A 25,960-nucleotide genomic window follows, 5' to 3' on the forward strand; every position below is an offset into this window, starting at 1 on the left:
GCGCTGCCGTTCACACGCCGTGCGCCTGTGCCCAGGTGCGGCCCGGCAGCCCGAAGAGGTCGATGAATCCGATCGCACTGCTCTGGTCGAAGGTGGAGCCCTCGCCGTAGGTGACCAGGTCGCGTCGGTACAGAGGATTGGGCGCCTCGCGCCCGACGACCGTCGCCGACCCCTTGAACAGGCGCAGCCGGATGGTGCCGTCGACGTACTGCTGGGTGGAGGCGACGAACGCGTCGAGCGCCGACCGGAGTGGGCCGTGCCACAGTCCGTCGTAGACGAGCTTCCCGTAGGCGCCGTCGAGGCCGCGCTTGTGGTGGAGCACATCCGGTGGCAGGACCAGCATCTCGAGTTCGAGGTGCGCGCGGAGGAGGACGGTCAGCGCGGGTGCCTCATAGAGCTCTCGCGAGAGGACGCCGACCACGCGGTTCTCGAGCATGTCGATGCGCCCGACGCCGTGCGCTCCCGCCCGAGCGTTCAGCGCTTCCACCAGCGAGAGCGGGTCGAGGCGCTGTCCATCGAGGGCGACCGGTCGGCCGTTCTCGAAGGTCACGTCGACGTAGTCGGCCTCGTCGGGGGCATCGGAGGGCGCCGTCGTCAGCGCCCAGACATCCTCGGACGGCTCCCAGTCGAGATCCTCGATCGGACCCGCCTCGATGTTGCGGCCGAGGATGTTCAGATCGATCGCCCAGGGCCGGTCAGGAGTGACATGGGGCGGAACGCCGAACGACTCGGAGTAGGCGATCGTCTGTGCGCGCGTGAAGCCCCACTCGCGGGCCGGAGCGAGGACGACGAGGTCCGAGTCGCGCAGCGCGACGCCGAGGTCCATCCGCACCTGGTCGTTGCCCTTGCCCGTCGCGCCGTGAGCGACGGCCTCGCAGCGGTACGCCCGGGCGGTCTCGACCAGCAGCTCGGCGATCAGCGGTCGTCCGAGCGCTGACGCGAGCGGGTAATGCAGGTCATGGACGGCGTTGGCGGCGAGCGCGGCGAACCCGTACTGATCGACGAAGCGCTCCTTCGCGTCGAGGACGATCGCCTCGTCGGCTCCTGCGAGGAGCGCCTTCTGGCGAATCGGCTCCAGCTCGTCGCCCTGCCCCAGATCCACCGCCATCGCGACGATGTAGTCGCAGCCCATCTCGTGCCGGAGGTAGGGGATGCACGCGGTGGTGTCCACGCCTCCGGAGTAGGCGAGGACGACGCGGTACCCCGATCCGGTCATCGGATGCTCCGCTCTCCGGCAGGCGTCCTCGTCGGATCCTCCGCGGCGAGGGCTCGGAAGGCGGACACCGCCAATCGCACCCGGTCGGGCGCGGTTCCTCCGGTCGAGTCGCGGCGGTGAAGAGCGCTGTCGACACTGAGCACGGTGGCGGGGAGGTCGCGGAAGTGATCCGAGTACTCGACGAGGAGGTCCGGATCGGCGTCGCGCAGCTCCAGCCCGCGGGTCTCGAGCGCGCGGATCGCGGCGCCGACGACGCCGTGCGCGTCGCGGAACGGCAGTCCACGCTTCTGCACCAGCCAGTCGGCGAGCTCCGTGGCGAGCGAGCCGCCCCGAGAGGCGTCGTCTCGGGTGCGATCGGTGTCGAAGGTCAGTCCGCGGACGATCGCCGTCATCGTGCGGAGACAGATCTCGAGAGTGTCGGAGGCGTCGAAGACCGCGGACTTGTCCTCCTGCATGTCCCGGCTGTAGGCGAGTGGCAGGCCCTTCATCACGACGAGCAGGGACACCAGATCGCCGACCAGCCGTCCGGACTTCGCCCGCACGAGTTCGGCCGCGTCCGGATTGCGCTTCTGCGGCATGATCGAGGATCCCGCCGTCAATCCGTCGGGCAGCGTGACATAACCGAACTGGGGAGTGCTCCAGATCACCAGCTCCTCGCAGATCCGCGAGAGGTGGATGCCGAGCATCGCTCCGGCCGCGAGGAAGTCGAGCAGGAAGTCCCGGTCCGAGACCGCGTCGATCGAGTTGCGCATGGGTCGGCTGAAGCCGAGGGCCGCTGCGGTGGCGGTGGGGTCGATCGGGAAGCCCGTGCCTGCCAGAGCGGCTGCACCGAGCGGGGACTCGTCCGCCCGGGCGTTCGCGCAGAGGAAGCGGTCGCGATCGCGCTGGAACATCTCGGCGTAGGCGAGGAGGTGGTGCCCGATCGTCACCGGCTGCGCGACCTGCAGGTGGGTGAAGCCGGGCATCGCCGAGCCTGCCTCCGTCTCGGCACGGTCGAGGAGCGCGTCGATCAGCCCTTCGAGCAGCTGATCGGCTCGTGTCGCCGCGTCGCGGACCCAGAGGCGCGAATCGAGAGCCACCTGATCGTTCCGTGATCGAGCGGTGTGGAGCCTCCCCGCGACGGGTCCGACGAGTGTCTGCAGTCGGGCCTCGATGTTCATGTGGATGTCCTCGAGGGAGCGGTCGACGGGGAACGTCCCTGTCCGGATCTCCTCCTCGACCGTCCGAAGACCGTCGGCCAGGATGTCTGCCTCGTCCTCCTGGAGGATGCCGCAGCGCCGGAGCATGTCGAGGTGGGCGAGCGAGCCGCGGACGTCGACGGAGGCCAATCGGACGTCGACGTCGATCGATGCATTGATCTCGACGAGCAGGTCGTCCGCCTCTCCCTCGAAGCGGTGTTCGCGCAGTCGGTCGAGCGGGGTGTCGGTGGAGTTCATGGCAGGTCCTTCGTGATCGGGTGGTCTCGGCGGTCGAGTGTGGCGAGGGAGAAGTCGAACGAGCAGCCGTACCGCTCGCGCTTGCGCCTCATCTCCGACCGCCGGTAGGCGTCTGCACGCCACTGGAGCGGGTAGAGGATCGAGAAGAAGACACGATCGGCCCACGACCTGCGGGTGATGTCTGAGGGATCCGCGTGGACGGTGAACCCGGCCTCCGTGGCGAGACGGGCCATCCGGTCCTCGCAGAAGTAGAGGAGGAGCCTGTCCGAGGGAAGTTGCCGCACGACTTCGGCGAGCAGGCCGGCACCGGTGCCCACGCCGCGGTGAGGCTCTCGGACGAACAGCACGGCCACTTCGCTCCAGCCGCCGATCAGGCGGTGGACGAGTGCCGCGCCGACGAGCGCGCCGGACGCGGAGTCTCGCGCGGAGAAGACGATCCTGCGACCGCTCCACTCCGCCCGGCTGTATCCCGTGATCGTCAAGGAGGAGCGGATCTCCTCCATCAGATCGTGAGCCTCCGGCAGAGTGAGCGCCTCCCGCTCGAAGACGACCCGGGAACCGGCCGGTCTCCGGTGCCCTGCCGGAGAGGTCTCCCCGACGGTGCGCGGCGCGCTCATCCCGCCACCGCGATCGTGACGACGGCGCCGGTCGCGAGCGCCATGCCCAGCCACTGGCCCGGACCGAGGCGTTCGCGCAGCACGGCGACGGCGAGTCCCACGGTGACGGCGGGGTAGAGCGCGATGAGGACGCTCACGAGCGAGAGCATGCCGTCGCGGAAGGCGTAGAGCATGCCGATGTTCGCGACGACGTCGAGGAGCCCGACGCCGACGGCGAGCACGAGGAGCCGTCCGCGGAGCGGTGCCGTGCGCGTCGTCCGCGTCGCCGCGACCGCGACGAGGCAGGAGGCGACCACACGCGCGGCCACGAGCGCCCAGAGCCCGGAGCCGCCGTCGATGCGGTCGGTGAAGACGAAGCTCAGCGCGAAGCAGGTACCCGCTCCGAGGGTGAGTCGTGCCACCCTCGGCGTGAAGCGGCGCCCCTGCCCCGATGCCGCTGCTTCGCGGCTCACGAGGACGATCGCGGCGACGGCCAGGAGGATGCCGACCAGCGAGACCGGGGACGGCCGCTCGCCGAGTGCGACTCCGACGACCACTGGCACTCCGGCCACCATCACGGCCGTCACCGGCGAGACGATGCTCATCGGGCCCTCGGCGAGCGCCAGGTAGAAGCACCACATGGCCACGGCCATCACGGCGCCGGACGCCGCTCCCCACAGCAGGGACGCCGTGTCGAGGCGCCCTCCGGCGAACGGCGCCAGGGCGGCGATCACGAAGGCGGACACGGGGTACGAGACCAGGACGACCCGGAGCGCGGCGACCCTCCTGGAGGCGAGCCCGCCGAGGAAGTCGCTGACTCCGTAGGCGACGGCGGAGAGGAGGGCGAGCAGGAGAGCGGCCATGGGGTTCGATCCGATCGTTCGACCCGCGGAGCGCGGCTGGTCGGGGAGGGAGGCGGGGTCCGGACACCATACGGGTATCGAACGGGCCTCGGCCGGTCTGTCACGGAGCGTCTGCATGCGGAAGACCCTAGGAACGGCGGGGGAGCGTCCAGGGTCGAGAACAGCGATCTGTGGACAACTCGCGCGTCATCGCCTCTGTGGAGGAGCGTCCGAGGGAATAGCGCGGGCCACTCCGACGCTGAGGACGACATGGTCTCGCGCATCGGCTTCCTCTCCTTCGGCCACTACCAGGCGGTGCAGGGCTCGCTGACGCACACCGCGCGCGACGTCCTGCTCCAGACCATCGAGCTCGCCGAGGCGGCGGAGGAGATCGGCATCGACGGCGCCTACGTCCGCGTCCACCACTTCGCCCCGCAGCTGGCCTCGCCGTTCCCGCTGCTGTCGGCCATCGCCGCCCGTACCCGCCGCATCGAGATCGGCACCGGCGTCATCGACATGCGCTACGAGAACCCGCTCTACATGGCGGAGGAGGCCGCGGCCACCGACCTCATCTCGGGCGGCAGGCTCGAGCTCGGCGTGAGCCGGGGATCACCCGAGACTGCGCTGCGCGGCTCCGAGGCGTTCGGCTACGTGCCCCAGGAGGGCACGACGGACGCCGATCTCGCCCGTCGCAAGGTGCAGCTCTTCCGCGAGGCGCTCGCCGGAGCCCCCGTGGCCGAGTCCGACCCCTCCCGCACCGGGGTCTCGGCCCCGCTCGCGATCGAGCCGCGCTCCCCGGGCCTCGAGGACCGCATCTGGTGGGGTGCCGGCAGCTTCGCGACGGCGCGCTGGGCGGCCGAGCAGGGCATGAACCTGCAGTCGTCCACGCTGCTGCTCGAGGAGGAGGGGATCCCCTTCGACGAGCTGCAGGCCCGCCAGATCCGCGAGTACCGCTCGGCGTGGGCCGACGCCGGCTGGGAGCGCACTCCGCGCGTCTCCGTCTCGCGGAGCGTCCTCCCGATCACGAGCGACCTCGACCGCCTCTACTTCGGCGGCCGCGGCGAGCGCGACCAGGTCGCCTCCCTCGAGGGAGTGCGAGCGCGCTTCGGCCGCAGCTACACCGGCGAGCCCGACGTGATCGCCGCCGAGCTCGCGGCCGACGTCGCGGTGCAGGAGGCGGACACGCTCCTGCTCACCGTCCCCAACCAGCTCGGCGTCGAGTACAACGCCCGCCTGCTGCAGACCGTCGCCGACTCCATCGCCCCGGCGCTCGGCTGGTCGTCGGCAGCGCTCACGCCCGCCTCCTGAGCACCGGGGAACCGGTTCCCGGCGAGACACCGGCGTCAGCACGGTGTCTCGCGAGGATCCGGTTCCCCGGCGAGGGGAGTCCGTCAGGCGCGACGCCGTCGAGCGAGCAGCAGCGCACCGCCGGCGGCGAGCAGCATCGCCGCCGTTCCGAGGGGCAGGGAGGCGGAGGCGCCGGTCTCGGCCAGCGCGCCTCGGTGCGGTCCTGAGCCCGCGGCAGGAGCGGCGGTCGGCGCGGTCGTCGGAGACGATGCGGTCGGCTCGGGAGTCGCGGTCGGAGAAGCGGTGGCGGTGGGCTCGGGAGTCGCGGTCGGCTCGGGGGTCGCGGTGACGGTGGGCTCCGGAGTCGCGGTGGCGGTCGGCTCGGGGCTCGGCTCCGACGTCCGCGCGTGTGCTGCGAAGAAGTCCCACATGATCTCGGAGGCGCTGATGCTGCGGTTCACCACGCCCAGGCCCGAGGCCTCCAGATCGACGGCCGTCCCGGGCCAGGTGTGCCCGCCGCCCTCGATCGCGTAGGCCTCCACGCTCGTGCCGTCGGCGCAGTCGTCCAGGACGGCGCGACCGACCTCGGCGGTGACGGCCGTCGTGACCGGCTCGCCCCCGCAGTCGTCGAGCGACGCCCAGCCGGCCGTCGCTGTCGCGACGCTGTACCCCCAGCGCGGATCCTCGTTGCCGTCGAACGGATTCACGGCGTCGGCGGTGCCGTGGAAGGTGAGCACCGACACCGGCCGGGCGGGTGCGCAGGATCCGGCCTCGATGGTGGTGAGGTCGTCGAGGTCCGCTCGTCCGGCGCGGAGCCCTGCGACGGGTGCGACGGCGGCGAAGAGGTCCGCGCGGGTGCAGGCGAGCGCGGACGCCATCCGGCCGCCGCCCGAGAACCCGGTCGCGAAGACGCTGCCGGGGTCGACGCAGCCCTGGGCCGAGAGGGTCTCGACGACGCTCGAGAGGAAGGCCACGTCGTCGCGGGATCCCTCGGGCGGGAAGGTGCCGGAGGTGAGGGGGACTCCCGGGACGTTCCAGGCCCAGTTGCCGTCCTCGAGCGTCTTCTCGAACTCGATCGCCCCGGTCGGATTCGCGACGATGAAGTCCTTCTGGTCGGCGACCGATGCCAGGTCGGAGATGCCGGCCTGGACGCCTCCGTTGCTGTTCGACCCGTGCAGATCGAGGACCAGGGGGAGCGCGCCGTCGCCGGCGTCGGCGGGCACGTGCACGAGCACGTCGTAGGTCGTCCCGCCGAAGGGGACGCCGACGGTGGAGTCGCCCGCCGGGAGCGAGCGGACGCAGTCGGCGACGGTGGCCGCGGAGGCGGATCCGGCGGCGACCAGTCCTCCTGCGCCGAGCGCGGAGGCGGCGAGGAGCGAGAGCAGGCCCAGGCGCGTGCGCCGGGCGGAGGGAGAGAGTGACACAGAACGTCCTTACTCGTCGTTGAGCGGTGTGCGTTCCGAACCCTAGCGTTCTTCGGTTTTGGTGAGAAGAGCGGATCGACCGCCCGACACGAAGAAACCCCCGCACCTTCTCACGAAGATGCGGGGGTTCTGATCGGTGTCCGAGGGGGGACTTGAACCCCCACGCCCTATACGGGCACTAGCACCTCAAGCTAGCGCGTCTGCCATTTCCGCCACCCGGACGAGTGTTGTTTCCAGCCTGCGTTTCCGCGGCCGAAGAAGACATTAGCACGGTTTGAGGGGCCCGTACGCCACCGTCCGGGCGCCCGCGTCCGACCCCCGCGGTACCGTTGCTCGCATGACGACGCCCCACCGCGACGACCTGCCCGCGCCCACCGAGATCGCCCTCGACGAGGCCGGCCTCGACGAGACCGCGCGGATCGCACGCGACCTCATCCGCTTCGACACGAGCAACTACGGCGACGGCCGGGCCGAGCCCGAGCGCGAGGCGGCCGAGTACGTGGCCGCGCACCTGCGCGATCTCGGTCTCGAGCCGGTCCTGATCGACTCCGATCCCGGTCGCACGAGCGTCGTCGCGCGAGTCGCGGGGGAGGACCGCGAGCGAGGCGCTCTCGTCGTGCACGGCCACCTCGACGTGGTGCCCGCGATCGCGGACAACTGGAGCGTCGATCCGTTCGGCGGGGTGGTCAAGGACGGCATGCTCTGGGGCCGGGGTGCCGTCGACATGAAGAACATGGACGCGATGATCCTCGCCTCCCTCGGCGACATCCTCCGCTCGGGCAGGAAGCCCTCGCGCGATCTCGTCGTGGCCTTCTTCGCCGACGAGGAGGCGGGCGGAGTCCGCGGCTCCGCGCACCTCGTGAAGACGCAGCCCGAGCTCTTCGCGGGAGCGACCGAGGCCATCAGCGAGGTCGGCGGCTACTCGATCGAGCTCGACGGGAAGCGCGCCTACCTCGTGCAGACCGGCGAGAAGGCCCTGATGTGGCTGACCCTCCGCGCCCACGGCACTGCGGGGCACGGCTCGCAGATCAACCGCGAGAACCCGGTGACCCGCCTGGCCGAGGCGATCGCGCGCATCGGCAGCGAGGAGTGGCCGACGCGCCTCACCGACACGACCCGCCAGCTGCTCGACGAGGTCGCGCGCATCCTCGGCCACGACCCTCAGCGCAGCACTCCGGAGGAGCTCGCTCTCGCCACCGGCACCGCCTCGCGCTTCATCGCGGCGACCCTGCGCACGACGGCCAATCCGTCGATGCTGTCGGCCGGCTACAAGGCGAACGTGATCCCCGACACCGCCGAGGCGACGATCGACGTCCGGGTGCTCCCGGGGGAGGAGGACGTCGTGCTCGAGCGCATCAGGGTCCTCGCCGGCGAGCACGTCGAGATCCTGGTCCAGCACCGCGACATCGGGCTCGAGGTGCCCTTCGCCGGTCCGCTCGTCGAGAGCATGGCCGCCTCCCTCCGCCGCTTCGACCCCGGCGCCGAGGTGCTGCCCTATCTGCTGTCGGGAGGCACCGACAACAAGGCCCTCTCGCTGCTCGGGATCACCGGGTACGGGTTCGCTCCGCTCCAGCTCCCGGGCTCGCTCGACTTCCCGGCGCTGTTCCACGGGGTCGATGAGCGGGTCCCACTCGACGCACTAGTGTTTGGCAGGAAGGTCCTGACCGATCTCCTCCTGCGATCCTGAGGTCAGATCCGACCGCCACCGACCGCCTGCTGGCCGACGACGCCCCAGCCCTCCTCGAAAGTGACGCATGGGCCTGCTCGACGCGCTGATCCTGGGACTCGTCCAGGGTCTGACCGAATTCCTCCCCATCTCCTCCAGCGCCCACCTGCGGATCGTCAGCGAGCTGCTGCCGGGTCTCGACGGGCGGGACACCGGAGCGGCGTTCACCGCCATCACGCAGCTGGGCACCGAGACCGCGGTCATCATCTACTTCTGGCGCGACATCGTGAAGATCGTGTCGAACTGGTGCCGCTCGCTCGTCGGACGGGTCCCGCGCACCGACGCCAACGCCCGCATGGGCTGGCTGATCATCATCGGCAGCATCCCGATCATCGTCCTCGGTCTGCTCTTCCAGGACGCGATCGAGACCACGCTCCGCTCGCTCTGGGTCGTCGCGACGACGCTGATCGTCTTCGGCATCCTGCTCGGCATCGCCGACGCCGTCGGCGCGAAGAAGCGCCGCCTCCGCGATCTGAACGTGCGCGACGGCCTCATCTACGGAGGCGCGCAGGCGCTCGCTCTCGTCCCGGGCGTCTCGCGGTCGGGCGGCACCATCACCGCCGGCCTGTTCATGGGCTACGAGCGCAAGGCGGCGGCGCGCTACTCGTTCCTCCTGGCGATCCCCGCCGTCTTCGGCAGCGGTCTCTACCAGCTCTACAAGAGCCTCAGCGACCCCGAGGTCCTGCCGAACCAGATCCAGGTCGGCGGGCTCGAGACCCTCGTCGCGACCGTGGTCGCGTTCGTGGTCGGCTTCGTGGTCATCGCGTTCTTCATGGGCTACATCTCGCGCCGCAGCTTCCTGCCGTTCGTGATCTACCGCATCCTCCTCGGCGTCGCCCTCATGATCGCGCTGTCCACCGGCGCCATCGCCGCCTAGTGCGCGCCTGGACCGCCGCGGCCGTCCCCGTCCTCCCGGGGCGGGGCAGCGCTCCCCGCGTGCACGACACCGCGACCGGCGGCCTCGTCGAGGCGGCGGGCACCGACGGAGTCGCCCGCCTCTACGTCTGCGGGATCACGCCGTACGACGCCACCCACCTCGGCCACGCCTCCACGTACCTCGCCTTCGACACCCTTCAGCGGGTGTGGCTCGACGCCGGCAGCACGGTCGAGTACGCGCAGAACGTCACCGACGTCGACGACCCGCTGCTCGAGCGCGCCGCGGCGACCGGAGTCGACTGGCGAGAGCTCGCCGAGCAGCAGGTGGAGCTGTTCCGCGGCGACATGGCCGCGCTGCGCATCCTGCCGCCCGCGCACTACGTCGGCGTCACCGAGACGATCGAGCCGATCGCGGAGGCGGTGGCGCGTCTCGAGCGCGACGGTGTCGCCTACCGCGTGCCGACTCCCGACTCGGCCGTCGACGGAGGCGAGGACGTCTACTACGACATCGCGGCCGCCGAGGGCGCGGTCTGGCACCTCGGCGCCGAGAGCCGGCTCGATCGCGGGACGATGTCCCGCCTGTTCGCCCAGCGCGGCGGCGATCCCGTTCGCGCAGGCAAGCGCGACCCCCTCGATCCGCTGCTCTGGCGCGCCGAGCGCACGGGCGAGCCGGCCTGGGACTCGCCGGTGGGACGCGGCCGCCCCGGCTGGCACATCGAGTGCTCGGTGATCGCGCTCGACCGCCTCGGCGCCGACTTCACCGTGCAGGGCGGCGGGAGCGACCTCGTCTTCCCGCACCACGAGTTCAGTGCCGCGCACGCCGCCTCCCTGTCCGGCCGGCCCCTCGCCGGCGCCTACGCGCATGCCGGGATGGTCGCCTACCAGGGCGAGAAGATGAGCAAGTCGCTCGGCAACCTCGTGCTGGTCTCCCGCCTGCGGGCCGAGGGCGCCGATGCCCGCGCGATCCGGCTGGCCCTGCTCGCGCACCACTACCGCTCCGACTGGGAGTGGCTCGCCGGCGACCTGCCGAGCGCTGTCGACCGCCTCGCGCGATGGGAGGCGTCGCTCGAGCGGCCCGGACCCGTCTCGGCTCTCGACACGCTCGCGAGCCTCCGCGCGGCTCTGGCCGACGACCTCGACACCCCGGCGGCCCTCGCCGTGGTCGACGAGGCGGCCCTCGGCGGAGTCGACGACCCGGCGCTCCTGCGCGCCGCGGTCGACGCCCTGCTGGGCGTCAGACTCGCCTGATCGCGGCGGAGGCGCCCCGGCCGGAGTGAACCGCCCTCAGGAGCGCCAGGGCTCCTCGCCGGAGCGGCCGTCGCCGCGGCGGCGGAGGTAGCGCTCGAACTCCTGCGCGATCGCCTCGCCGCTCGCCTCGGGGGAGTCGACGGTGTCGCGCGCCTGCTCGAGCTGCGCGATGTAGGCGGCCATCTCCTCGTCGTCGGCGGCGAGCGCGTCGATGCCGTGCTCCCACTCCTGGGCCTCCTCGACGAGGTCGCCGCGCGGGATCGCTATTCCGACGACCTCCTCGAGCTTCTCGAGCAGGGCGAGCATCGCCTTGGGCGACGGCGCGTTGTGCACGTAGTGCGGCACGGAGGCCCAGACCGAGACGGCGGGGATGCCCACCTTCGCGGCGGCCTCGCCGATCACGCTGAGGATCCCGACCGGGCCCTCGTAGCTCGAGCGCTCGAGCTCGAACTCGGTGCGCAGCTCGGCGTTCTCGCTCGAGGCGAAGATCGAGATCGGCCGGGTGTGCGGCACGTCGGCGAGCATCGCGCCGAGGAAGACGACGGTGGAGATGTCGATCGCGAGCATCGCGTCGACGACCTCGGCGGCGAAGCTCTTCCAGCTGCGCGAGGGCTCGGTGCCGATCATCACGTAGAGGGCGCTCTCGGCGTCGACCGAGGTGTCGGCGGGGCCGAAGATCTGGGTGCCGGGCCACGAGAGGGTGCGCCGGCCGTCCTCGCCGATCGAGAGCATCGGACGGGTGTACTGGAAGTCGTAGTACTGCTCGGCGTCGACGGCGAACAGGGGGACGTAGTCGCCGTCGTCCTTGACGAGGCGCACGGCTCCGCTGGCGGCGTCGCCCGCGTCGTTCCAGCCCTCGAAGGCCACGACCAGGACGTTCCCCTTGATCACGTTCATAGGTGAGGTCTCCGCGTTCGGCTCGTCGTCCGGGGCGCGCAGGCTGCGCCGGTCCCCGTCCGACCAGGATAGGACCCGGCCTCCGACCGCTCCGCCGCCCCCGGGGCTTTCCGCTGTCCGCGTACCGGGACCGCCCCACGGCCGCCCGGTACCATGGACGCTCGTGACTGCCGACACCACCGCCCCGACGTCCCCCGGCCGGACCCCCGCCTCCGTGGACGCCCCGGCCGCCGTCCTCTGGGACATGGACGGCACGCTCGTCGACACCGAGCCCTACTGGATGGCGTCCGAGCACGCCCTCGTCGCCTCCTTCGGCGGCGTCTGGACCCACGAGGACGCGATGAGCCTCGTCGGCTCCGGCCTGCCCGCCTCCGCCCGCATCCTGCAGGGCAAGGGCGTCGATCTGCCGATCGAGGCGATCATCGACCGCATGACCGACGAGGTGATCGCCCGCCTCGCGGAGAGCATCCCGTGGCGCCCCGGCGCCCTCGAGCTCCTCGGGGCCGTCCGCGGCGCCGGAGTCCCGCAGGCGCTCGTCACGATGTCGATCGGACGCATGGCGCACGCGGTCGTCGACCGCCTCCCGTTCGCCGCCTTCGACACGGTCGTCAGCGGCGACATGGTCGAGCAGAGCAAGCCGCACCCGGAGGCGTACCTCCTCGCTGCGCAGACGCTCGGCGTCGAGGTGGCGCACTGCGTCGCCATCGAGGACTCGCACGCGGGTCTCGCGTCGGCCGTCGCCTCGGGTGCCGCCGCCATCGGAGTCCCGCACCAGCTCGACCTCGACGTCGACGCCCCCTACGCCCTCTGGCCCACCCTCGTGGGCCGCACTCTCGCGGACCTCGCGCAGGTGTCCACCGAGCACCGCGGCACCCCGCCGCGCCCCACCGAGACGGAGGCCCGCCGATGACCGGTGAGGCACTGCAGCATTCCGGACCCTTCCGCGCGGGCGACCGCGTCCAGCTGACCGGCCCCAAGGGCCGCATGAACACGATCACCCTCGTGCCGGGCAAGGTCTTCCACACGCACCGCGGAGGCATCGAGCACGACACGGTGATCGGGCTGCCCGACGGCTCGGTGGTCACCAACACCGTCGGGGTGGAGCACCTGGCGCTGCGGCCCCTCCTGGCCGACTTCGTCATGTCGATGCCGCGCGGAGCCGCGATCGTCTACCCGAAGGACGCCGCGCAGATCCTCGCCCTGGCCGATGTCTTCCCCGGCGCCCGCGTGGTCGAGGCCGGGGTCGGATCGGGTGCGCTCTCGCTCTGGCTGCTGCGCGCCGTCGGCCCGACCGGCCGTCTGTCGTCGTTCGAGCGGCGCGAGGAGTTCGCAGAGGTGGCCCGCGGCAACGTCGAGACCTTCCTCGGCTACACGCCCGACAACTGGAGCGTCACCGTCGGCGACCTCGTCGACGCGCTCCCCGAGGCGGTGGCGCCCGGCGAGGCCGACCGCGTGGTCCTCGACATGCTCGCCCCCTGGGAGTGCCTCGACGTCGCCGCCGACGCCCTCACCCCGGGCGGAGTGCTGCTCTGCTACGTCGCCACCGTGACGCAGCTCTCGCGCACGGCCGAGGCGATCCGCGCCTCCGGACTGTTCACCAACCCGGCCTCGAACGAGACGATGGTGCGCGGCTGGCACGTCGAGGGCCTCGCCGTCCGACCCGACCACCGGATGATCGGCCACACCGGCTTCCTCATCACCGCGCGCCGCCTCGCGCCGGGTGCGGTCCTCCCGGAGCTCAAGCGCCGGCCGTCCAAGACCGACTTCAGCGACGAGGACGTCGAGGCGTGGACGCCCGGCGCCCTGGGGGAGCGGGTGGTCAGCCCGAAGAGCCTGCGCAAGCGCGTCCGCGAGTCGGCGACCAGCGCCGAGCTCTCGCGCGCCCGCGGCTTCGGCGAGGACGCGGCCGAGCCCGGTGACGACGAGGGCATCGTCTAAGCTGAGTGCGGCTTCTCGGCCCCTCCCGATCGTCTCGCACTCGGGCATCACCACTCCCACCCCGACGAATAGAGGACCCGTGCGCAGGACCGTCGCGCTCATCGCCAGCATCGGCATCGTCGCCGCTCTCACGGGATGCACCGCGTCCTCGTCGTCGGCCGACTGCGACGCGCCGTTCGGCTCGGGCGACTCGTCCTCGGCCGTCGCCGCGAGCGGTGACTTCGGCACCGCTCCCGAGGTGACGGTCCCCACTCCGCTGAAGGCGAGCAGCTCGCAGGTCAGCACCCTCATCGAGGGCTCGGGCGACCGGATCGAGAAGGGCCAGCTGATCACCCTCGACTACACGCTGGTCAACGGAGCCGACGGCTCGGTGCTCGAGGCCTCGCCCTACGACGGCGAGAGCCGCGCCAGCTTCGTCGCCGGAGGCGCGGGCCTCGTCGGCCTCAACGAGGGCCTGCTCTGCACCCAGGTCGGCTCGCGGGTCGCCATCGCGATCGCCCCCGAGGACGGCTTCGGCGACTCCTCCGCCCAGCTGGGCATCTCGGCCGACGACACCCTCGTGCTCGTCGCCGACATCCAGACCGCCGCGCTCGCCCGCGCCGACGGCGAGGCCCAGCCCGCGCCGAACGGCTTCCCGACGGTCACCCTCGGCGAGGACGGCACGCCCGGGCTCGCGAAGCCCTCGGGCGACGCCCCCACCGAGCTGGAGATCGCGCAGCTGAAGAAGGGCGACGGCGCCGTCGTCGAGGAGGGCGACCAGGTCGTCGTCCACTACACCGGATGGCTCTGGAGCACCGGCGAGATCTTCGACTCCAGCTGGGAGAAGGGCTCGCCCGCGACCTTCACCGCGGCGGAGGGCTCCGTCATCCCCGGGTTCGCCCAGGCGCTGATCGGCCAGCCCGTCGGCTCGCAGGTCATCGCGGTCATCCCGCCCGACGAGGGCTACGGCGACACGGAGCAGCAGGGCATCCCCGCCGGGTCGACCCTCGTCTTCGTCGCCGACGTGCTCGCGATCAGCTGAACGGGCCCGCCCCTAGACTGGAGGGCGTGCCTGCCGACGTCTCGTCCTCGAGCCGCATCCCGGCCGAGGAGCGTCTCTTCAATCTCGTGCTCGCGCTCGTCGCGGCCGAGAACGGTCTGACGAAGTCCGACGTGCTCTCGACGGTGCAGGGCTACCGGCAGCGCTCCGACGCCGGCGATCGTGCCGCTCTCGAGCGGCAGTTCGAGCGCGACAAGGACGACCTGCGCGAGCTCGGCATCCCGATCGAGACCGTCGACGCGCCCGGCGACCCCGGGAACACGCAGACCGTGCGCTACCGGATCGCCAAGCGCAGCTACGACCTGCCGGCCGACATCTCGTTCGACCCCGAGGAGGTCGCCCTGCTGCGCCTGGCCGGCGCGGTCTGGCGCGAGGGGACGCTGTCGGCCGAGTCCCGGCGCGCGCTGATCAAGCTCCGCTCGATCGGGGTGGAGTCCGTCGACCCGGTGATCGGCGTCAGCCCGTCGATCCGCGTGCGGGAGGCGTCGTTCGAGCCCCTCAGCGCCGCGCTCGACCGCGGGCAGGTCGTCCGGTTCCCGTACCTCAAGCCGGGTGCGGACGAGCCGCGGCTCCGCACCGTCCGTCCGCGCGCCCTGGTGAACCACCAGGGTCGCTGGCACCTGCACGCCTGGGACGAGGCGGCCGAGGGCACGCGCACCTTCCTCCTCGCCCGCATCGTCGGCCCGGTCGCCTCGGCGGGGCGGACCGCGCCGGTCGAGGAGGGCGACCACGCGGCGACGGCGCTCGCGCAGCTCGACGAGATCCTGCGGCGCAACACCGCCCTCGTGCGGGTCGCCGCCGACTCCGACGCCGCCCTCCGCCTCGGCCGTCGCGCCGAGTCCGAGGGGGAGGGAGCAGCCACGCTGCGCCTCCACTTCACCGATCCCGACATCCTCGCCGACGAGCTGGCCGGCTACGGTCCGGAGGTGCTCGTGCTGGAGCCGGCGGAGCTCCGCCGGAAGGTCGTCGATCGTCTGCGCCGCTCCCTCGCCGATCACGGTGGTGCCCTCGATGGCTAGGCCCCGCACCCTGCAGGCGCGCGATCGGCTCGCCGTGCTGCTCTCCCTCGTCCCCTACCTCCTCGACCGCGGCCGCGTGAGCGTCGAGGAGGTGGCGCAGCACTTCGACATCGCCCAGGAGGAGGTCCGCCGCGCCGTGCGGCTCATCGCCGTCTCCGGCGTGCCGGGGGAGACCTCGCAGTACCAGGCCAACGACCTGTTCGACATCAGCTGGGACGACCTCGAGGAGAACGACCACATCGTCCTGACCCAGCAGGTCGCCATCGACGACTCGCCGCGCTTCTCGGCCCGCGAGGCGGCGGCGCTCATCGCCGGGATGCAGTACCTGGCCGCTCTGCCCGAGAACCAGGGCAACGACCGGATCGCCGCGCTGATGGGGAAGCTCGCGCGCGGCGCCTCCTCCGCCCCGAGCGCGGTCGCGGTGGCGCGGGGGACGGGTGCCGACGCCGCGGTCTCGACGATCCGCACCGCTCTGGCGACGGGGACGCAGCTCGCCTTCGACTACCGCAACGCGCGCGGCGAGACGGAGTCGCGCGTCGTCGACCCCTTCCTGCTCGAGTCGGTCGACCGCGACTGGTACCTCCGGGGCTGGTGCCACCTGCGCGAGGGAGTCCGCACCTTCCGCGTCGACCGGATGCGCTCGCTGACCGACACCGGGTCCCCGATCGTGCGCAGGCGCAACGAGGTCACCCTGTCCGAGCGGCTCTTCGAGGCCTCGGCCTCGGACCTCGTCGTCGACCTGCGGATGGCGCCCGGCTCCGTGGCGCTCCTGGGTGACTACGCGGTCGACGCCGAGTTCCCCGACCCACCGGCGGGGGAGGCGGGCGGCGGAGTCGTCGTCCGCATCCGAGTCGCCCACCTCGAGGGGCTCACGCGGCTCGTCGCCTCGCTGCCCGGGCTCGTCGCGGTCGTCGCCCCGGACACCGCCCGTCGAGCGGTGGCCGACTGGACCCGCGCGGCACTGCGCGCCTACGACGAGGAGTCGACGTGACCTGGTGGTCCTGGATCCTGATCTGGCTCGGACTCGCCCTGCTCGCCCTCGGCGTGCTGGTGCTCTTCGCGCTCTCCTACTGGCGCAAGGGCCGGGAGCTCCTCGGGCGGATCGACGAGCTCACGGCGAAGCTCGACGCGCTGTCGCCCGACGGCGCGGACACCGCCGAGGCGAGGCCGCCCTCGTCGCTCTTCGCGAACCGCGACGCCGTCCGGCGTGCTCACGAGACACGTCGCGACGCTCGCCGCGACAGGGCTGAGGATCGACGGTCAGCGCGCATCGAACGGGGTAAGCTCCTGGTACACCGCAACCGACAAGTGAAGTGAGTCTGCAATGTTCGCTGGCCTCCAGGGGTGGCACCTCCTCATCATCCTCGCCGTGATCCTCCTCCTGTTCGGTGCGCCCAAGCTCCCGCAGCTCGCCCGCAGTGTCGGGCAGTCGATGCGGATCTTCAAGAGCGAGGTCAAGACCATGAAGGACGAGGACGGCACTGAGCGTCCCGCCGACGGCACCGTCCCCGGCTCGACCGCGACCGGCACCACCAGCGCCGGCACGACCACGCCGCCCGAGACCCCGATCAAGTAATGACGTCTGTGGCAGCGAAGAAGCCACGGACGAAGCGCTCGAAGAAGAACCCCGAGGGACGCATGTCCCTCGGGTCTCATCTGATCGAGCTTCGGAACAGGCTCTTCATCGCGGCTATCGCGATCGCAGTGTGCTGCATCGCCGGCTGGTTCCTCTCCGACTGGGTGCTCGAGGCGCTCAAGGCGCCCATCGCCGAGGTGGCGCGCGATCAGAACAAGACGGCGGTCCTCAACTTCGAGACGATCACCGGCGCGTTCGACCTCAAGCTGCAGATCGCGATGACCATCGGCATCGTGATCGCGAGCCCGATCTGGCTCTACCAGATCTGGGCCTTCCTGGTCCCCGGTCTCACCGGCAAGGAGATGCGCTACGGTCTCGGCTTCATCCTGACCGCGATCCCGCTGTTCTTCGCCGGCTGCGCCTCCGGATGGTTCGTGTTCCCGCACATCGTCGAGCTCCTGACGAGCTTCACCGGCTCCGATGCGGCCAGCGTGCTGAGCGCGAAGACCTACTACGACTTCGTGCTCAAGCTGGTGCTCGTGGTGGGCGTCGCCTTCGTGCTGCCGGTGTTCCTGGTGCTGCTCAACTTCGTCGGCATCCTGCCCGGCATGGTGCTCATCAAGTCGTGGCGCATCGCGATCATGGTCATCGTCCTGTTCACCGCCATCGCGACCCCGGCCGCCGACCCGATCTCGATGTTCCTGCTGGCGATCCCGATCACCATCCTGTTCTTCGCCGCCTGCGGCATCGCGATCCTGCACGACAAGCGCGTCGCCAAGCGCCAGGTGGTCTTCGACGGCAGCCCGTCCGACCTCCCCGCGTGACCGAGCCGTCTCCGGCGGAGCGCTTCGCGGCGTTCCGGACACGACAGGGCCACGCCAGGGTCGAGACGTTCCGCTCGACCCTGGCGTTCGACCTGGACCCCTTCCAGTACGAGGCCTGCAGCGCCCTGGACGAGGGCCGCAGCGTCCTCGTGGCCGCGCCGACCGGCGCCGGCAAGACGGCCGTCGCCGAGTTCGCGATCCACCTGGCGATGCAGGACCCGGTCGCGAAGGTCTTCTACACGACGCCGATGAAGGCGCTCAGCAATCAGAAGTTCCAGGAGTTCGTCGCCGAGTACGGAGCGTCCGAGGTCGGTCTGCTGACCGGCGACTCGAACGTGAACGCCCGGGCACGGATCGTCGTGATGACGACCGAGGTCCTGCGGAACATGCTCTACGCCGACTCCGACCTCCTGCGCGATCTCGCCTACGTCGTGATGGACGAGGTGCACTACCTCGCCGACCGCTTCCGCGGCGCCGTGTGGGAGGAGGTCATCATCCACCTCCCGCAGCGGGTGCGGCTCGTCTCGCTCAGCGCCACGGTGTCGAACGCCGAGGAGTTCGGCGACTGGCTGCAGACCGTCCGGGGCGAGACCGAGGTCATCGTCTCCGAGGAGCGTCCCGTCCCGCTCGATCAGCACGTGCTGGTGGGCGGCAAGCTCCTCGACCTCTTCGACTCCTCGGGGCGCGCGGCGACCAACCGCGTCAATCCCGAGCTCGCCCGTCTGGCGCAGGGCGGCTCCCGGGTCGAGCGCGGCGGCCGCGGCTCGCAGCGCGGAGGCCGTGGGCGCTACGCGGAGTCGCGCACCGAGGATCTCGTCCCGCGCTCCGAGGTCGTCGAGATCCTCCGCGGCAAGAACCTGCTGCCCGCCATCTTCTTCGTCTTCAGTCGCGCCGGCTGCGACCAGGCCGTCCGCCAGGTCCTCCGCTCGGGAGTGCGGCTGACCGAGCGCCACGAGCGCGACGAGATCCGCGAGATCGTCGAGGAGCGCTGCCGGACCATCCGTGACGAGGACCTCGCCGTGCTCGGCTACTGGGAGTGGCTCGACGGTCTGCAGCGCGGAGTCGCCGCGCACCACGCGGGGATGCTGCCGGCGTTCAAGGAGGTCGTCGAGGAGCTGTTCCTCCGCCGCCTCGTCCGGGTCGTCTTCGCGACCGAGACGCTGGCGCTCGGCATCAACATGCCCGCCCGCACGGTCGTGCTCGAGAAGCTCGAGAAGTTCAACGGCGAGGCGCGGGTCCCGATCACCCCGGGGGAGTACACGCAGCTCACGGGGCGGGCCGGCCGGCGCGGGATCGACGTCGAGGGCCACTCCGTCATCCAGTGGCGCGGAGGGATGAATCCGCAGGCGGTCGCCTCGCTCGCCTCCCGCCGCACCTACCCGCTCAACTCGAGCTTCCGGCCCAGCTACAACATGGCGGCGAACCTCATCGAGCAGTTCGGCCGGACCCGCACGCGGGAGATCCTCGAGTCCTCGTTCGCGCAGTTCCAGGCCGACCGCTCCGTCGTCGACCTCGCGCGCCGCGTGCGGCAGCAGGAGCAGTCGATGGAGGGGTACGTCACCGCGATGCAGTGCCACCTCGGCGACTTCGAGCAGTACGCGGCGATCCGCCGTGAGATCGGCGAGCTCGAGCGCAGGGGTGCGGTCCGCAAGGAGTCGGCCTCCCACAGCGAGCGCGAGAAGCGCCAGGGTCAGCTCAACGTCCTTCGCAAGCGGATGAAGGCGCACCCGTGCCACGCCTGCTCGGACCGGGAGCAGCACGCCCGCTGGGCCGAGCGCTGGTGGAAGCTCCGCAAGGAGACCGATGAGATCGAGCGCCAGATCCGCTCGCGGACCGGGGCCGTCGCGCGGATCTTCGACCGCATCACCGAGGTCCTGCTGGAGCTCGGCTACTTCCGCCGGGACGACTCCGGCGAGCTCTCGCTCACCCCGAACGGGCGCACCCTGCGCCGGATATACGGCGAGCGCGACCTCCTGATCGCGGAGTGCCTTCGCAAGCAGGCCTGGACCGAGCTCGATCCCGCCGGACTCGCCGCCATGGCCTGCTGCCTCGTCTTCGAGCCGCGGCGCGAGGAGGGGACGCTCGGGGAGAAGCACCTGCCCCGCGGCACCTTCCCCGAGGCGCTCGAGAAGACCCAGCTGCTCTGGGCGCGACTCGACGACGTCGAGCGCGAGCACCGCCTGCCCGGCAGCAACCCGATCTCGACCAGCCTCGCGCTGGCGATGAACATGTGGGCCCGGGGGATGCCGCTCGACGCGGTGCTGCGCGAGGCCGACATGGCGGCGGGCGACTTCGTCCGCTGGTCGAAGCAGACCATCGACCTCCTCGACCAGCTCTCCGTCGTCGCCGAGGGCAAGGTCGGGCGTGCCGCTCGCACCGCGCTCGAATCCGTCCGCCGGGGGATCGTCGCCTACTCCTCGGTCGCATGAGGGACGCGATGACGCCGCCCGCGGGGCGGACCGCTCCGCTGTGGCTGGCGCTGCCGCTGGCGGCACTCGGCGGCGCCGTGCTCGACCAGGGCTTCCCCGACGCCGACGTCTGGCCGCTCGCGATCGTCGGCGCCGCCGCGATCCTCCTCGCCCTCGCGGGGCGCGGCTTCTGGAGCGGCGCTCTCGTCGGCCTCGTCGGCGGCGGCGTGTTCTGGGGCGTCCACATCTCGTGGCTCACGCTCTACCTCGGCCTCGTCCCGTGGGCGGCCCTCGCGGGCCTCCAGGCGATCTTCTTCGCGCTCTCGGCCGGCCTGATGGCGGTGGTCTCGACGCGGGGTCACCGCGTGTGGACCGGACCCCTCGGGCGGATGGTCGGGCTCCCCGCGCTGCTGGCCGCGCTGTGGGCGGGCCGCGAGACGATCACGAACGTGTGGCCCTACGGCGGGTTCGCCTGGGGGAGGCTCGCCCTCTCGCAGTCGACGGGCCCGCTCGCGGAGCTCGCGGCCTGGGTCGGCTTCGCCGGTCTCAGCTTCGTCGTCGCGTTCCTCGCCGCCACGCTCGCCCAGGCGGTGCGCGAGGTCGCGGTACCGGCCACCGGCCGGGTCGCCGTCGTCGCCGGCTTCGCGATCGTCGCCCTCGTCTTCCCGGCGTGGCCCGCGCCGACGGAGGGCACGGCACGGATCGCCGCGATCCAGGGTGACTCGGACGCCGGCCTCTTCTCGCAGAGCTACCGCGGGCAGATCCTCGAGGATCACACCTCGGCGACCCTGCCCATCCTCGACGAGGACGTCGACATGGTCGTCTGGCCCGAGAACGGCGTCGACATCGACCCGACGAGGAACGCGCAGTCGGCGGCCGTGCTCGACTACCTGAGCCGCACGATGGACGCGCCCTTCATCGTGGGCACGATCACGAACCCCGAGGACGACGTCTTCTACAACAGCTCGCTGCTCTGGAAGGCGGGGGAGGGGGCGACCCAGATCTACGACAAGGTGCACCCCGTGCCGTTCGCGGAGTACATGCCCGACCGGGCGTTCTGGCGGATGTTCGCCCCGGACCTCGTCGACCTGGTCAGTCGCGACTACTCGATCGGCACCCGCTCCAACGTCTTCGACATCGACGGCATCCTCGCCGGCATCGCGATCTGCTTCGACATCTCGGACGACGCGCTCACCGACGCGATGGTCGACGGCGGCGCGCAGGTCATCCTCGCGCAGACGAACAACGCCGACTTCGGCCGGACCGACGAGAGCGTCCAGCAGCTGGCGATCGCGCGCCTGCGGGCCATCGAGACGGGCCGGAGCGTCGTCAACATCTCGACGGTCGGCACCAGTGCCATCATCGGCCCCGACGGGGAGACGATCGACTCCCTGACATGGTTCGAGCCGGGTGCCATGGTGGACGAGGTTCCCCTCGCCTCCACCACGACCCCGGCTCTGGTGTGGGCCCGCGACCTCGGCTGGTACTTCCTGGCCGCCGGTCTGATCGCCCTGGTCTCGTTCGTCCTGCGGACGCGCGAGCCCCGGCGACGGGCCCGGGACCGGCGCTAAGCGCCGATCTTGTGCTCGCCGCGCCGAGCACGGAGGAAGGCGAGCCGCTCCTCGAGCAGCTCCTCCAGCTCCGCGCGGGTGCGACGTTCGAGCAGCATGTCCCAGTGGGTCCGGACGGCCTTCTGCTCGCCCCGATCCACGACGACGGGCTTCGAGTCCACCATCAGGACGGCCTCGTGGCCGCAGGAGCGGCACTCCCAGGTCTCCGGCGCTTCGGCGTCGGCCGAGAACACCATGTCGGTGTCGTAGCCGCAATTCGAGCAGTGGTACTCGTACGTCGAACGCGGTGAGAAGACGACGCCTTCTTCGCTCTGCAGGCTCTGGGATCCGAGCCTCATGCCGCGCAAGCTTCGATCTGCCATTGTGTGGTCTCCTCTCGCTGTGCTCCGACCAGTGTCGACCGCCTACCTGGGGGTGGTCCGGCGGTGCCCGCCTTTGCCAGAGAACAGTCAGGTGGGAGCGGATTTCCGCGGTCGTCAGGAGCGCTGCGCCGGGCCCCGGAGATACGCGTCGACGGCGTCGCGCGCGAGATCGGTCCGGTCGGTGACGAGGCCGTCGACTCCGAGCGCGAGCAGCTCGGTCATCCGGTCGGGATCGTCGATCGTCCACAGGTGGATCTCGCATCCGGAGGAGTGCAGATGCGCCAGGATGCGCGGTGTCGCGACGCGCAGACCGAGGGCGCTCTCGGGGACCTGGAGGGCGTCGATCCCGGCGAGCACGCGCCGCACGAGCCACGGCGCGTTCGCGTGGGCGGACACGAGGGCGGCCACGAACAGGGGAGCGGAGGCGGAGGTCGCCGACCCGGGGAGAGAGCGGCGAGTGCGTCGACGGCGCGATTCGGAGAACGAGGTGACGAGGACGCGTCTCTCGGCGCCGGCGGCGCGGACGGCCGCGATCGTCGGGCCGATCGCGTCGCGCGCCTTCACGTCCAGGTTGAAGCGCGCCTCGGGGAGGCGTTCGAGCGCCTCGGTGAGGGTGGCCGGATGCTCGCCGCCCTCGAGGGTCAGCAGCGAGAGCTCCTCGGCGCGGGTCCGGTCGACCCGGTGCCGCCCTCCGGCCCGGTCGACGATCTCGGCGTCATGCTGCAGGAACGCCACCCCGTCGAGCGAGGCCCGGACATCGGTCTCGAGCAGATCCGCGCCGGCGTCGAGGGCCCGCTCGAACGCGGCGAGGGTGTTGCCCGGACCGTGCCGGCCGAAGCCGCGGTGGGCGATGACGCGGGGCCGCGGGCCCTCGAGGAAGGGCGCGCGGCCCCGGACGTCCACAGCGGGGAGGCGGATCAGACCGTCGGGCTCGGGGGAGTAGAGCCCGCATCACGCGAGCGATCGCCCCGTGCGGCGTTCTGCCCGAAGGCCTGGCCGACGCCCTTGAGCGCCTCGGTCAGCTCGCTCGGCACGACCCAGAGCTTGTTCGCGCTGCCCTCGGCGATCTTGGGCAGCGTCTGCAGGTACTGGTAGGCGAGGAGCTCGGCGTCGGGGCGTCCGTCGTGGATCGCCTGGAACACCGTGGTGATGGCCTTCGCCTCACCCTCCGCGCGCAGGACGGCGGCCTTGGCCTGACCCTCCGCCGCGAGGATGGCGGCCTGGCGCTGTCCCTCCGCGTTGAGGATCTGCGACTGCTTGGTGCCCTCAGCGGTGAGGATCACGGCGCGGCGGTCGCGCTCGGCGCGCATCTGCTTCTCCATCGAGTCCTGGATGGACAGGGGCGGATCGATCGCCTTGAGCTCCACGCGTCCGACGCGGATGCCCCACTTGCCGGTGGCCTCGTCGAGGACGATGCGCAGCTGCCCGTTGATGTTGTCGCGGGAGGTCAGCGCCTCCTCGAGGTTCAGGCCGCCGACCACGTTGCGGAGGGTGGTCGTCGTCAGCTGCTCGACGGCACCGAGGTAGTTCGCGATCTCGTACGTCGCGGCGCGAGCGTCGTTGACCTGGAAGTAGACGACCGTGTCGATCGACACGACCAGGTTGTCCTCGGTGATGACCGGCTGCGGCGGGAAAGAAACGACCTGCTCGCGGAGGTCGATCAGCGGGCGGACCCGGTCGACGAAGGGCACGACGAGGTTCAGACCCGGCAGCAGCGTCTTGTGGTACTTGCCGAGCCGCTCGACGACTCCCGCGGTCGCCTGCGGGATGATCCGGATCGACCGGAAGAGGACGACCAGGACGAAGAGGACGATGACGGCGACGATCACCGTCGTCACGATGGCGGAGGTGTTCACGAGGAGCTCCTTTCGGCGGGGACGACGACAGCCGTCGCGCCTTCGATGGCGGTGACGACGACACGTTCGCCGACACCGAGCGGGCGGTTCTCGACGAGGGGGGACAGGCGGGCCGTCCACGTCTCGCCGTTGGCGAGCTTGACCTGGCCCGGGCCCGAGCCCGCGACGACGACGCTGCCCGCGAGGCCGAGCAGGGCGTCAGAGCCGGACGGCGTCGGATCGCCACCGCGCTTGAGGAGTCTCAGCAGCGGTGGGCGGACCGTGAACAGGAGCAGCGCTGCGAGGACGGCGGCGACCGGGACCTGCACCCAGAAGGGCGCCCCGACGAGACCGGCCAGGAGACCGCCGACACTGCCCACTGCGAGCATCAGGAAGGTGAATTCGAGAGTGATCATCTCGACGATCACGAAGATCAGAATGAGCGCGAGCCAGAGGATCCACGCGTACTGGGTGACAGCATCCATTGCCGTTGCTCCTTCCCCACGATGAGCGCTCTCACGGTATCAAGGCCCCCCGTCAACGGGCTGGGAGGGGGTTGGTAGGGTTTCGTCGGGCCCTGGCGCCCGTCATCGTGCCCGATCCGGCCCCGCGTCGGCGTCCTGGAGGATCTCCTCGTGTCCAACCCCCTCGCTCCCGGTTCGCTCGACGGCAAGCGCATCCTCGTGACCGGCTCGTCCCGCGGCATCGGCGCCGACACGATCCGCTACTTCGCCGAGGCCGGCGCGCGCGTCGTCGTCAACTACCGCTCGAAGGCGCCCCGCGCCACGAAGCTCGTCGACCAGATCACCGCCGCGGGCGGCTCAGCCTTCGCCGTGGGTGCCGACCTCACGGACACCGAGTCGCGCACGGCGCTCTTCGCGCGCATCGAGGAGGAGCTCGGCGGACTCGATGTCCTCGTGCTCAACGCCTCGGGCGGCATGGAGAGCAACATGGGGGAGGACTACGCGATGGTCCTCAACCGCGACTCCCAGGTCGCTACCCTCGAGGCGGCGCTCCCGCTCCTCGGCGCCGGATCCCGCATCGTCTTCGTGACGAGCCACCAGGCGCACTTCATCCGCACCACCCCGACCATGCCCGAGTACGAGCCGGTCGCGCTGTCCAAGCGCGCCGGTGAGGACGCGCTGCGCTCGCGGATCGCGGAGCTCGCCGAGCGGGGCGTGGAGTTCGTCGTCGTCTCGGGCGACATGATCGAGGGCACGATCACCGCGACGCTGCTCGAGCGCTCGAACCCGGGCGCGATCAGCTCGCGCCGCGAGTCGGCCGGGAAGCTGTACAACGTGGGGGAGTTCGCGGCGGAGGTCGCTCTGGCCGCGGTCGAGCCGATCCCGGCGGACAACACGCGTCTCGTCGGCGACACGTCGGACTTCGCCGCGGAGTGACGGCGGCGGCTCGCGGAGCCGTCTTTCCTGAGTGTTCGCTGGACACGTCTGTGACCGCCGACCGCTGAACGGCTCGCGCGCTGACGCCGGTGGGACTCGCTGCGCGCGCTGCTCGATCAGCAGGTGAGCGGCGCCTGCGGAAGCCGCAGCGCAGAGACGCCTGGGCGAGCAGCCGGGCAGCAGGAATGCAGCCTGCGGGACCGGCTCGATCAGCCGTCATCGGCGACGAAGCCGTTATCCGATAATGCACATTATGTCAGTTCACTGTGCGGAAGATGCACGGACGGGCTCTCCTGCGACGAGTCAGCGAGTGGGACGCTCTCGACGGAGTGAAAGCCTCCTGCCGGGCCGTTCTTGCGTGGACGCGCGCGAACACGATGCCCCCACCGGCGCCGTGGAAGCTTCGCGCTCCTCGATCAGCGAGAGGACATAAGCTCGCA

The 25,960-nt window shown here is 71.3% G+C and carries 25 protein-coding genes and 1 tRNA gene; 15 read left to right on the plus strand and 11 right to left on the minus strand.

The window, feature by feature from the left end:
• Positions 1-10 precede the first annotated feature (10 nt).
• The 4 genes from GSU68_RS08735 to GSU68_RS08750 all read right to left on the minus strand — a co-directional run bounded on the left by GSU68_RS08735 (position 11) and on the right by GSU68_RS08750 (position 4,111).
• Entirely contained in the window at positions 11-1,216 is a 1,206-nt protein-coding gene (locus tag GSU68_RS08735) for an argininosuccinate synthase (RefSeq protein ID WP_159907328.1), read from the minus strand.
• The gene (gene argH / locus GSU68_RS08740; protein WP_159907330.1) at positions 1,213-2,652 is read right to left on the minus strand and encodes an argininosuccinate lyase; all 1,440 of its coding nucleotides are present in this window, start codon (positions 2,650-2,652) and stop codon (positions 1,213-1,215) included. The genes GSU68_RS08735 and argH overlap by 4 nt, the downstream gene beginning before the upstream one ends.
• Positions 2,649-3,134, minus strand: a complete 486-nt coding sequence (locus tag GSU68_RS08745) for a hypothetical protein (RefSeq protein ID WP_159907332.1) — start codon at positions 3,132-3,134, stop codon at positions 2,649-2,651. Before GSU68_RS08745 ends, argH begins: the two co-directional genes overlap by 4 nt.
• Positions 3,135-3,265: 131 nt before the next feature.
• On the minus strand, positions 3,266-4,111 hold the full coding sequence (locus tag GSU68_RS08750) for an EamA family transporter (RefSeq protein ID WP_159907334.1): 846 nt from the start codon (positions 4,109-4,111) through the stop codon (positions 3,266-3,268).
• A 249-nt stretch (positions 4,112-4,360) separates the two neighbouring features.
• On the opposite strand from GSU68_RS08750, the gene GSU68_RS08755 reads away from it, so the two are divergent.
• On the plus strand, positions 4,361-5,398 hold the full coding sequence (locus GSU68_RS08755) for an LLM class flavin-dependent oxidoreductase (RefSeq protein WP_159907336.1): 1,038 nt from the start codon (positions 4,361-4,363) through the stop codon (positions 5,396-5,398).
• Positions 5,399-5,481: 83 nt separating this feature from the next.
• Here the strand turns inward: GSU68_RS08755 and GSU68_RS08760 are convergent, their stop codons facing one another.
• Together GSU68_RS08760 and GSU68_RS08765 are read right to left on the minus strand one after the other, a co-directional pair.
• Positions 5,482-6,801, minus strand: coding sequence for a PHB depolymerase family esterase (locus tag GSU68_RS08760; protein WP_159907338.1), 1,320 nt, complete (start codon positions 6,799-6,801; stop codon positions 5,482-5,484).
• A gap of 137 nt (positions 6,802-6,938) precedes the next feature.
• Positions 6,939-7,023 (minus strand) — tRNA-Leu (locus GSU68_RS08765).
• A gap of 115 nt (positions 7,024-7,138) precedes the next feature.
• Here GSU68_RS08765 and GSU68_RS08770 point away from each other — a divergent pair.
• The 3 genes from GSU68_RS08770 (at position 7,139) to mshC (ending at position 10,651) form a co-directional block, all read left to right on the plus strand.
• Positions 7,139-8,488: a M20/M25/M40 family metallo-hydrolase gene (locus GSU68_RS08770; protein WP_159907340.1), complete on the plus strand. Its 1,350-nt coding sequence runs from the start codon at positions 7,139-7,141 to the stop codon at positions 8,486-8,488.
• Between the two features lie 67 nt (positions 8,489-8,555).
• Positions 8,556-9,404: an undecaprenyl-diphosphate phosphatase gene (locus GSU68_RS08775; protein WP_159907342.1), complete on the plus strand. Its 849-nt coding sequence runs from the start codon at positions 8,556-8,558 to the stop codon at positions 9,402-9,404.
• Positions 9,404-10,651 carry a cysteine--1-D-myo-inosityl 2-amino-2-deoxy-alpha-D-glucopyranoside ligase gene (gene mshC / locus GSU68_RS08780; RefSeq protein ID WP_159907344.1) on the plus strand — a complete coding sequence of 416 codons (1,248 nt, stop codon included), beginning with the start codon at positions 9,404-9,406 and terminating at the stop codon, positions 10,649-10,651. The genes GSU68_RS08775 and mshC overlap by 1 nt, the downstream gene beginning before the upstream one ends.
• 36 nt (positions 10,652-10,687) lie before the next feature.
• Here the strand turns inward: mshC and GSU68_RS08785 are convergent, their stop codons facing one another.
• Positions 10,688-11,548, minus strand: a complete 861-nt coding sequence (locus GSU68_RS08785; RefSeq protein WP_159907346.1) for a PAC2 family protein — start codon at positions 11,546-11,548, stop codon at positions 10,688-10,690.
• 163 nt (positions 11,549-11,711) lie between these two features.
• Here GSU68_RS08785 and GSU68_RS08790 point away from each other — a divergent pair, with 163 nt between their 5' ends.
• The 10 genes from GSU68_RS08790 to lnt all read left to right on the plus strand — a co-directional run bounded on the left by GSU68_RS08790 (position 11,712) and on the right by lnt (position 21,923).
• Positions 11,712-12,458: an HAD family phosphatase gene (locus GSU68_RS08790; protein ID WP_279631064.1), complete on the plus strand. Its 747-nt coding sequence runs from the start codon at positions 11,712-11,714 to the stop codon at positions 12,456-12,458.
• Positions 12,455-13,486 (plus strand): tRNA (adenine-N1)-methyltransferase, encoded by a 1,032-nt coding sequence (locus tag GSU68_RS08795; RefSeq protein WP_159907348.1) that lies wholly within the window; start codon positions 12,455-12,457, stop codon positions 13,484-13,486. Before GSU68_RS08790 ends, GSU68_RS08795 begins: the two co-directional genes overlap by 4 nt.
• Positions 13,487-13,565: 79 nt before the next feature.
• Entirely contained in the window at positions 13,566-14,507 is a 942-nt protein-coding gene (locus GSU68_RS08800) for an FKBP-type peptidyl-prolyl cis-trans isomerase (RefSeq protein WP_159907350.1), read from the plus strand.
• Positions 14,508-14,533: 26 nt separating this feature from the next.
• Positions 14,534-15,544: a WYL domain-containing protein gene (locus GSU68_RS08805; RefSeq protein ID WP_159907352.1), complete on the plus strand. Its 1,011-nt coding sequence runs from the start codon at positions 14,534-14,536 to the stop codon at positions 15,542-15,544.
• Entirely contained in the window at positions 15,537-16,535 is a 999-nt protein-coding gene (locus GSU68_RS08810) for a WYL domain-containing protein (RefSeq protein WP_159907354.1), read from the plus strand. Before GSU68_RS08805 ends, GSU68_RS08810 begins: the two co-directional genes overlap by 8 nt.
• Positions 16,532-16,861: a hypothetical protein gene (locus GSU68_RS08815; RefSeq protein WP_159907356.1), complete on the plus strand. Its 330-nt coding sequence runs from the start codon at positions 16,532-16,534 to the stop codon at positions 16,859-16,861. The genes GSU68_RS08810 and GSU68_RS08815 overlap by 4 nt, the downstream gene beginning before the upstream one ends.
• A 7-nt stretch (positions 16,862-16,868) precedes the next feature.
• Entirely contained in the window at positions 16,869-17,120 is a 252-nt protein-coding gene (tatA, locus tag GSU68_RS08820; RefSeq protein WP_159907358.1) for a Sec-independent protein translocase subunit TatA, read from the plus strand.
• Entirely contained in the window at positions 17,120-17,944 is an 825-nt protein-coding gene (gene tatC / locus GSU68_RS08825; RefSeq protein WP_348272517.1) for a twin-arginine translocase subunit TatC, read from the plus strand. Before tatA ends, tatC begins: the two co-directional genes overlap by 1 nt.
• Positions 17,941-20,373 carry a DEAD/DEAH box helicase gene (locus GSU68_RS08830; RefSeq protein WP_159907360.1) on the plus strand — a complete coding sequence of 811 codons (2,433 nt, stop codon included), beginning with the start codon at positions 17,941-17,943 and terminating at the stop codon, positions 20,371-20,373. Before tatC ends, GSU68_RS08830 begins: the two co-directional genes overlap by 4 nt.
• A gap of 8 nt (positions 20,374-20,381) precedes the next feature.
• Positions 20,382-21,923, plus strand: a complete 1,542-nt coding sequence (gene lnt / locus GSU68_RS08835) for an apolipoprotein N-acyltransferase (RefSeq protein ID WP_159907362.1) — start codon at positions 20,382-20,384, stop codon at positions 21,921-21,923.
• Here lnt and GSU68_RS08840 read toward each other — a convergent pair.
• From GSU68_RS08840 to GSU68_RS08855, 4 genes are all read right to left on the minus strand, one after another.
• Complete coding sequence (locus GSU68_RS08840) at positions 21,920-22,285, minus strand: RNA polymerase-binding protein RbpA (protein ID WP_159907364.1); 366 nt, start codon at positions 22,283-22,285, stop codon at positions 21,920-21,922. The two genes, lnt and GSU68_RS08840, sit on opposite strands and share 4 nt — an antisense overlap.
• Positions 22,286-22,399: 114 nt before the next feature.
• The gene (locus GSU68_RS08845; RefSeq protein ID WP_208544672.1) at positions 22,400-23,188 is read right to left on the minus strand and encodes a glycerophosphodiester phosphodiesterase family protein; all 789 of its coding nucleotides are present in this window, start codon (positions 23,186-23,188) and stop codon (positions 22,400-22,402) included.
• Between the two features lie 14 nt (positions 23,189-23,202).
• Complete coding sequence (locus GSU68_RS08850) at positions 23,203-24,141, minus strand: SPFH domain-containing protein (RefSeq protein ID WP_159907366.1); 939 nt, start codon at positions 24,139-24,141, stop codon at positions 23,203-23,205.
• Positions 24,138-24,605: an NfeD family protein gene (locus tag GSU68_RS08855; protein WP_159907368.1), complete on the minus strand. Its 468-nt coding sequence runs from the start codon at positions 24,603-24,605 to the stop codon at positions 24,138-24,140. The genes GSU68_RS08850 and GSU68_RS08855 overlap by 4 nt, the downstream gene beginning before the upstream one ends.
• Before the next feature lie 150 nt (positions 24,606-24,755).
• Here GSU68_RS08855 and GSU68_RS08860 point away from each other — a divergent pair, with 150 nt between their 5' ends.
• Entirely contained in the window at positions 24,756-25,520 is a 765-nt protein-coding gene (locus GSU68_RS08860) for an SDR family oxidoreductase (protein ID WP_159907370.1), read from the plus strand.
• Positions 25,521-25,960: the final 440 nt, after the last annotated feature.

It is taken from the genome of Rathayibacter sp. VKM Ac-2759 (assembly GCF_009834225.1).
Lineage (GTDB): Bacteria > Actinomycetota > Actinomycetes > Actinomycetales > Microbacteriaceae > Rathayibacter.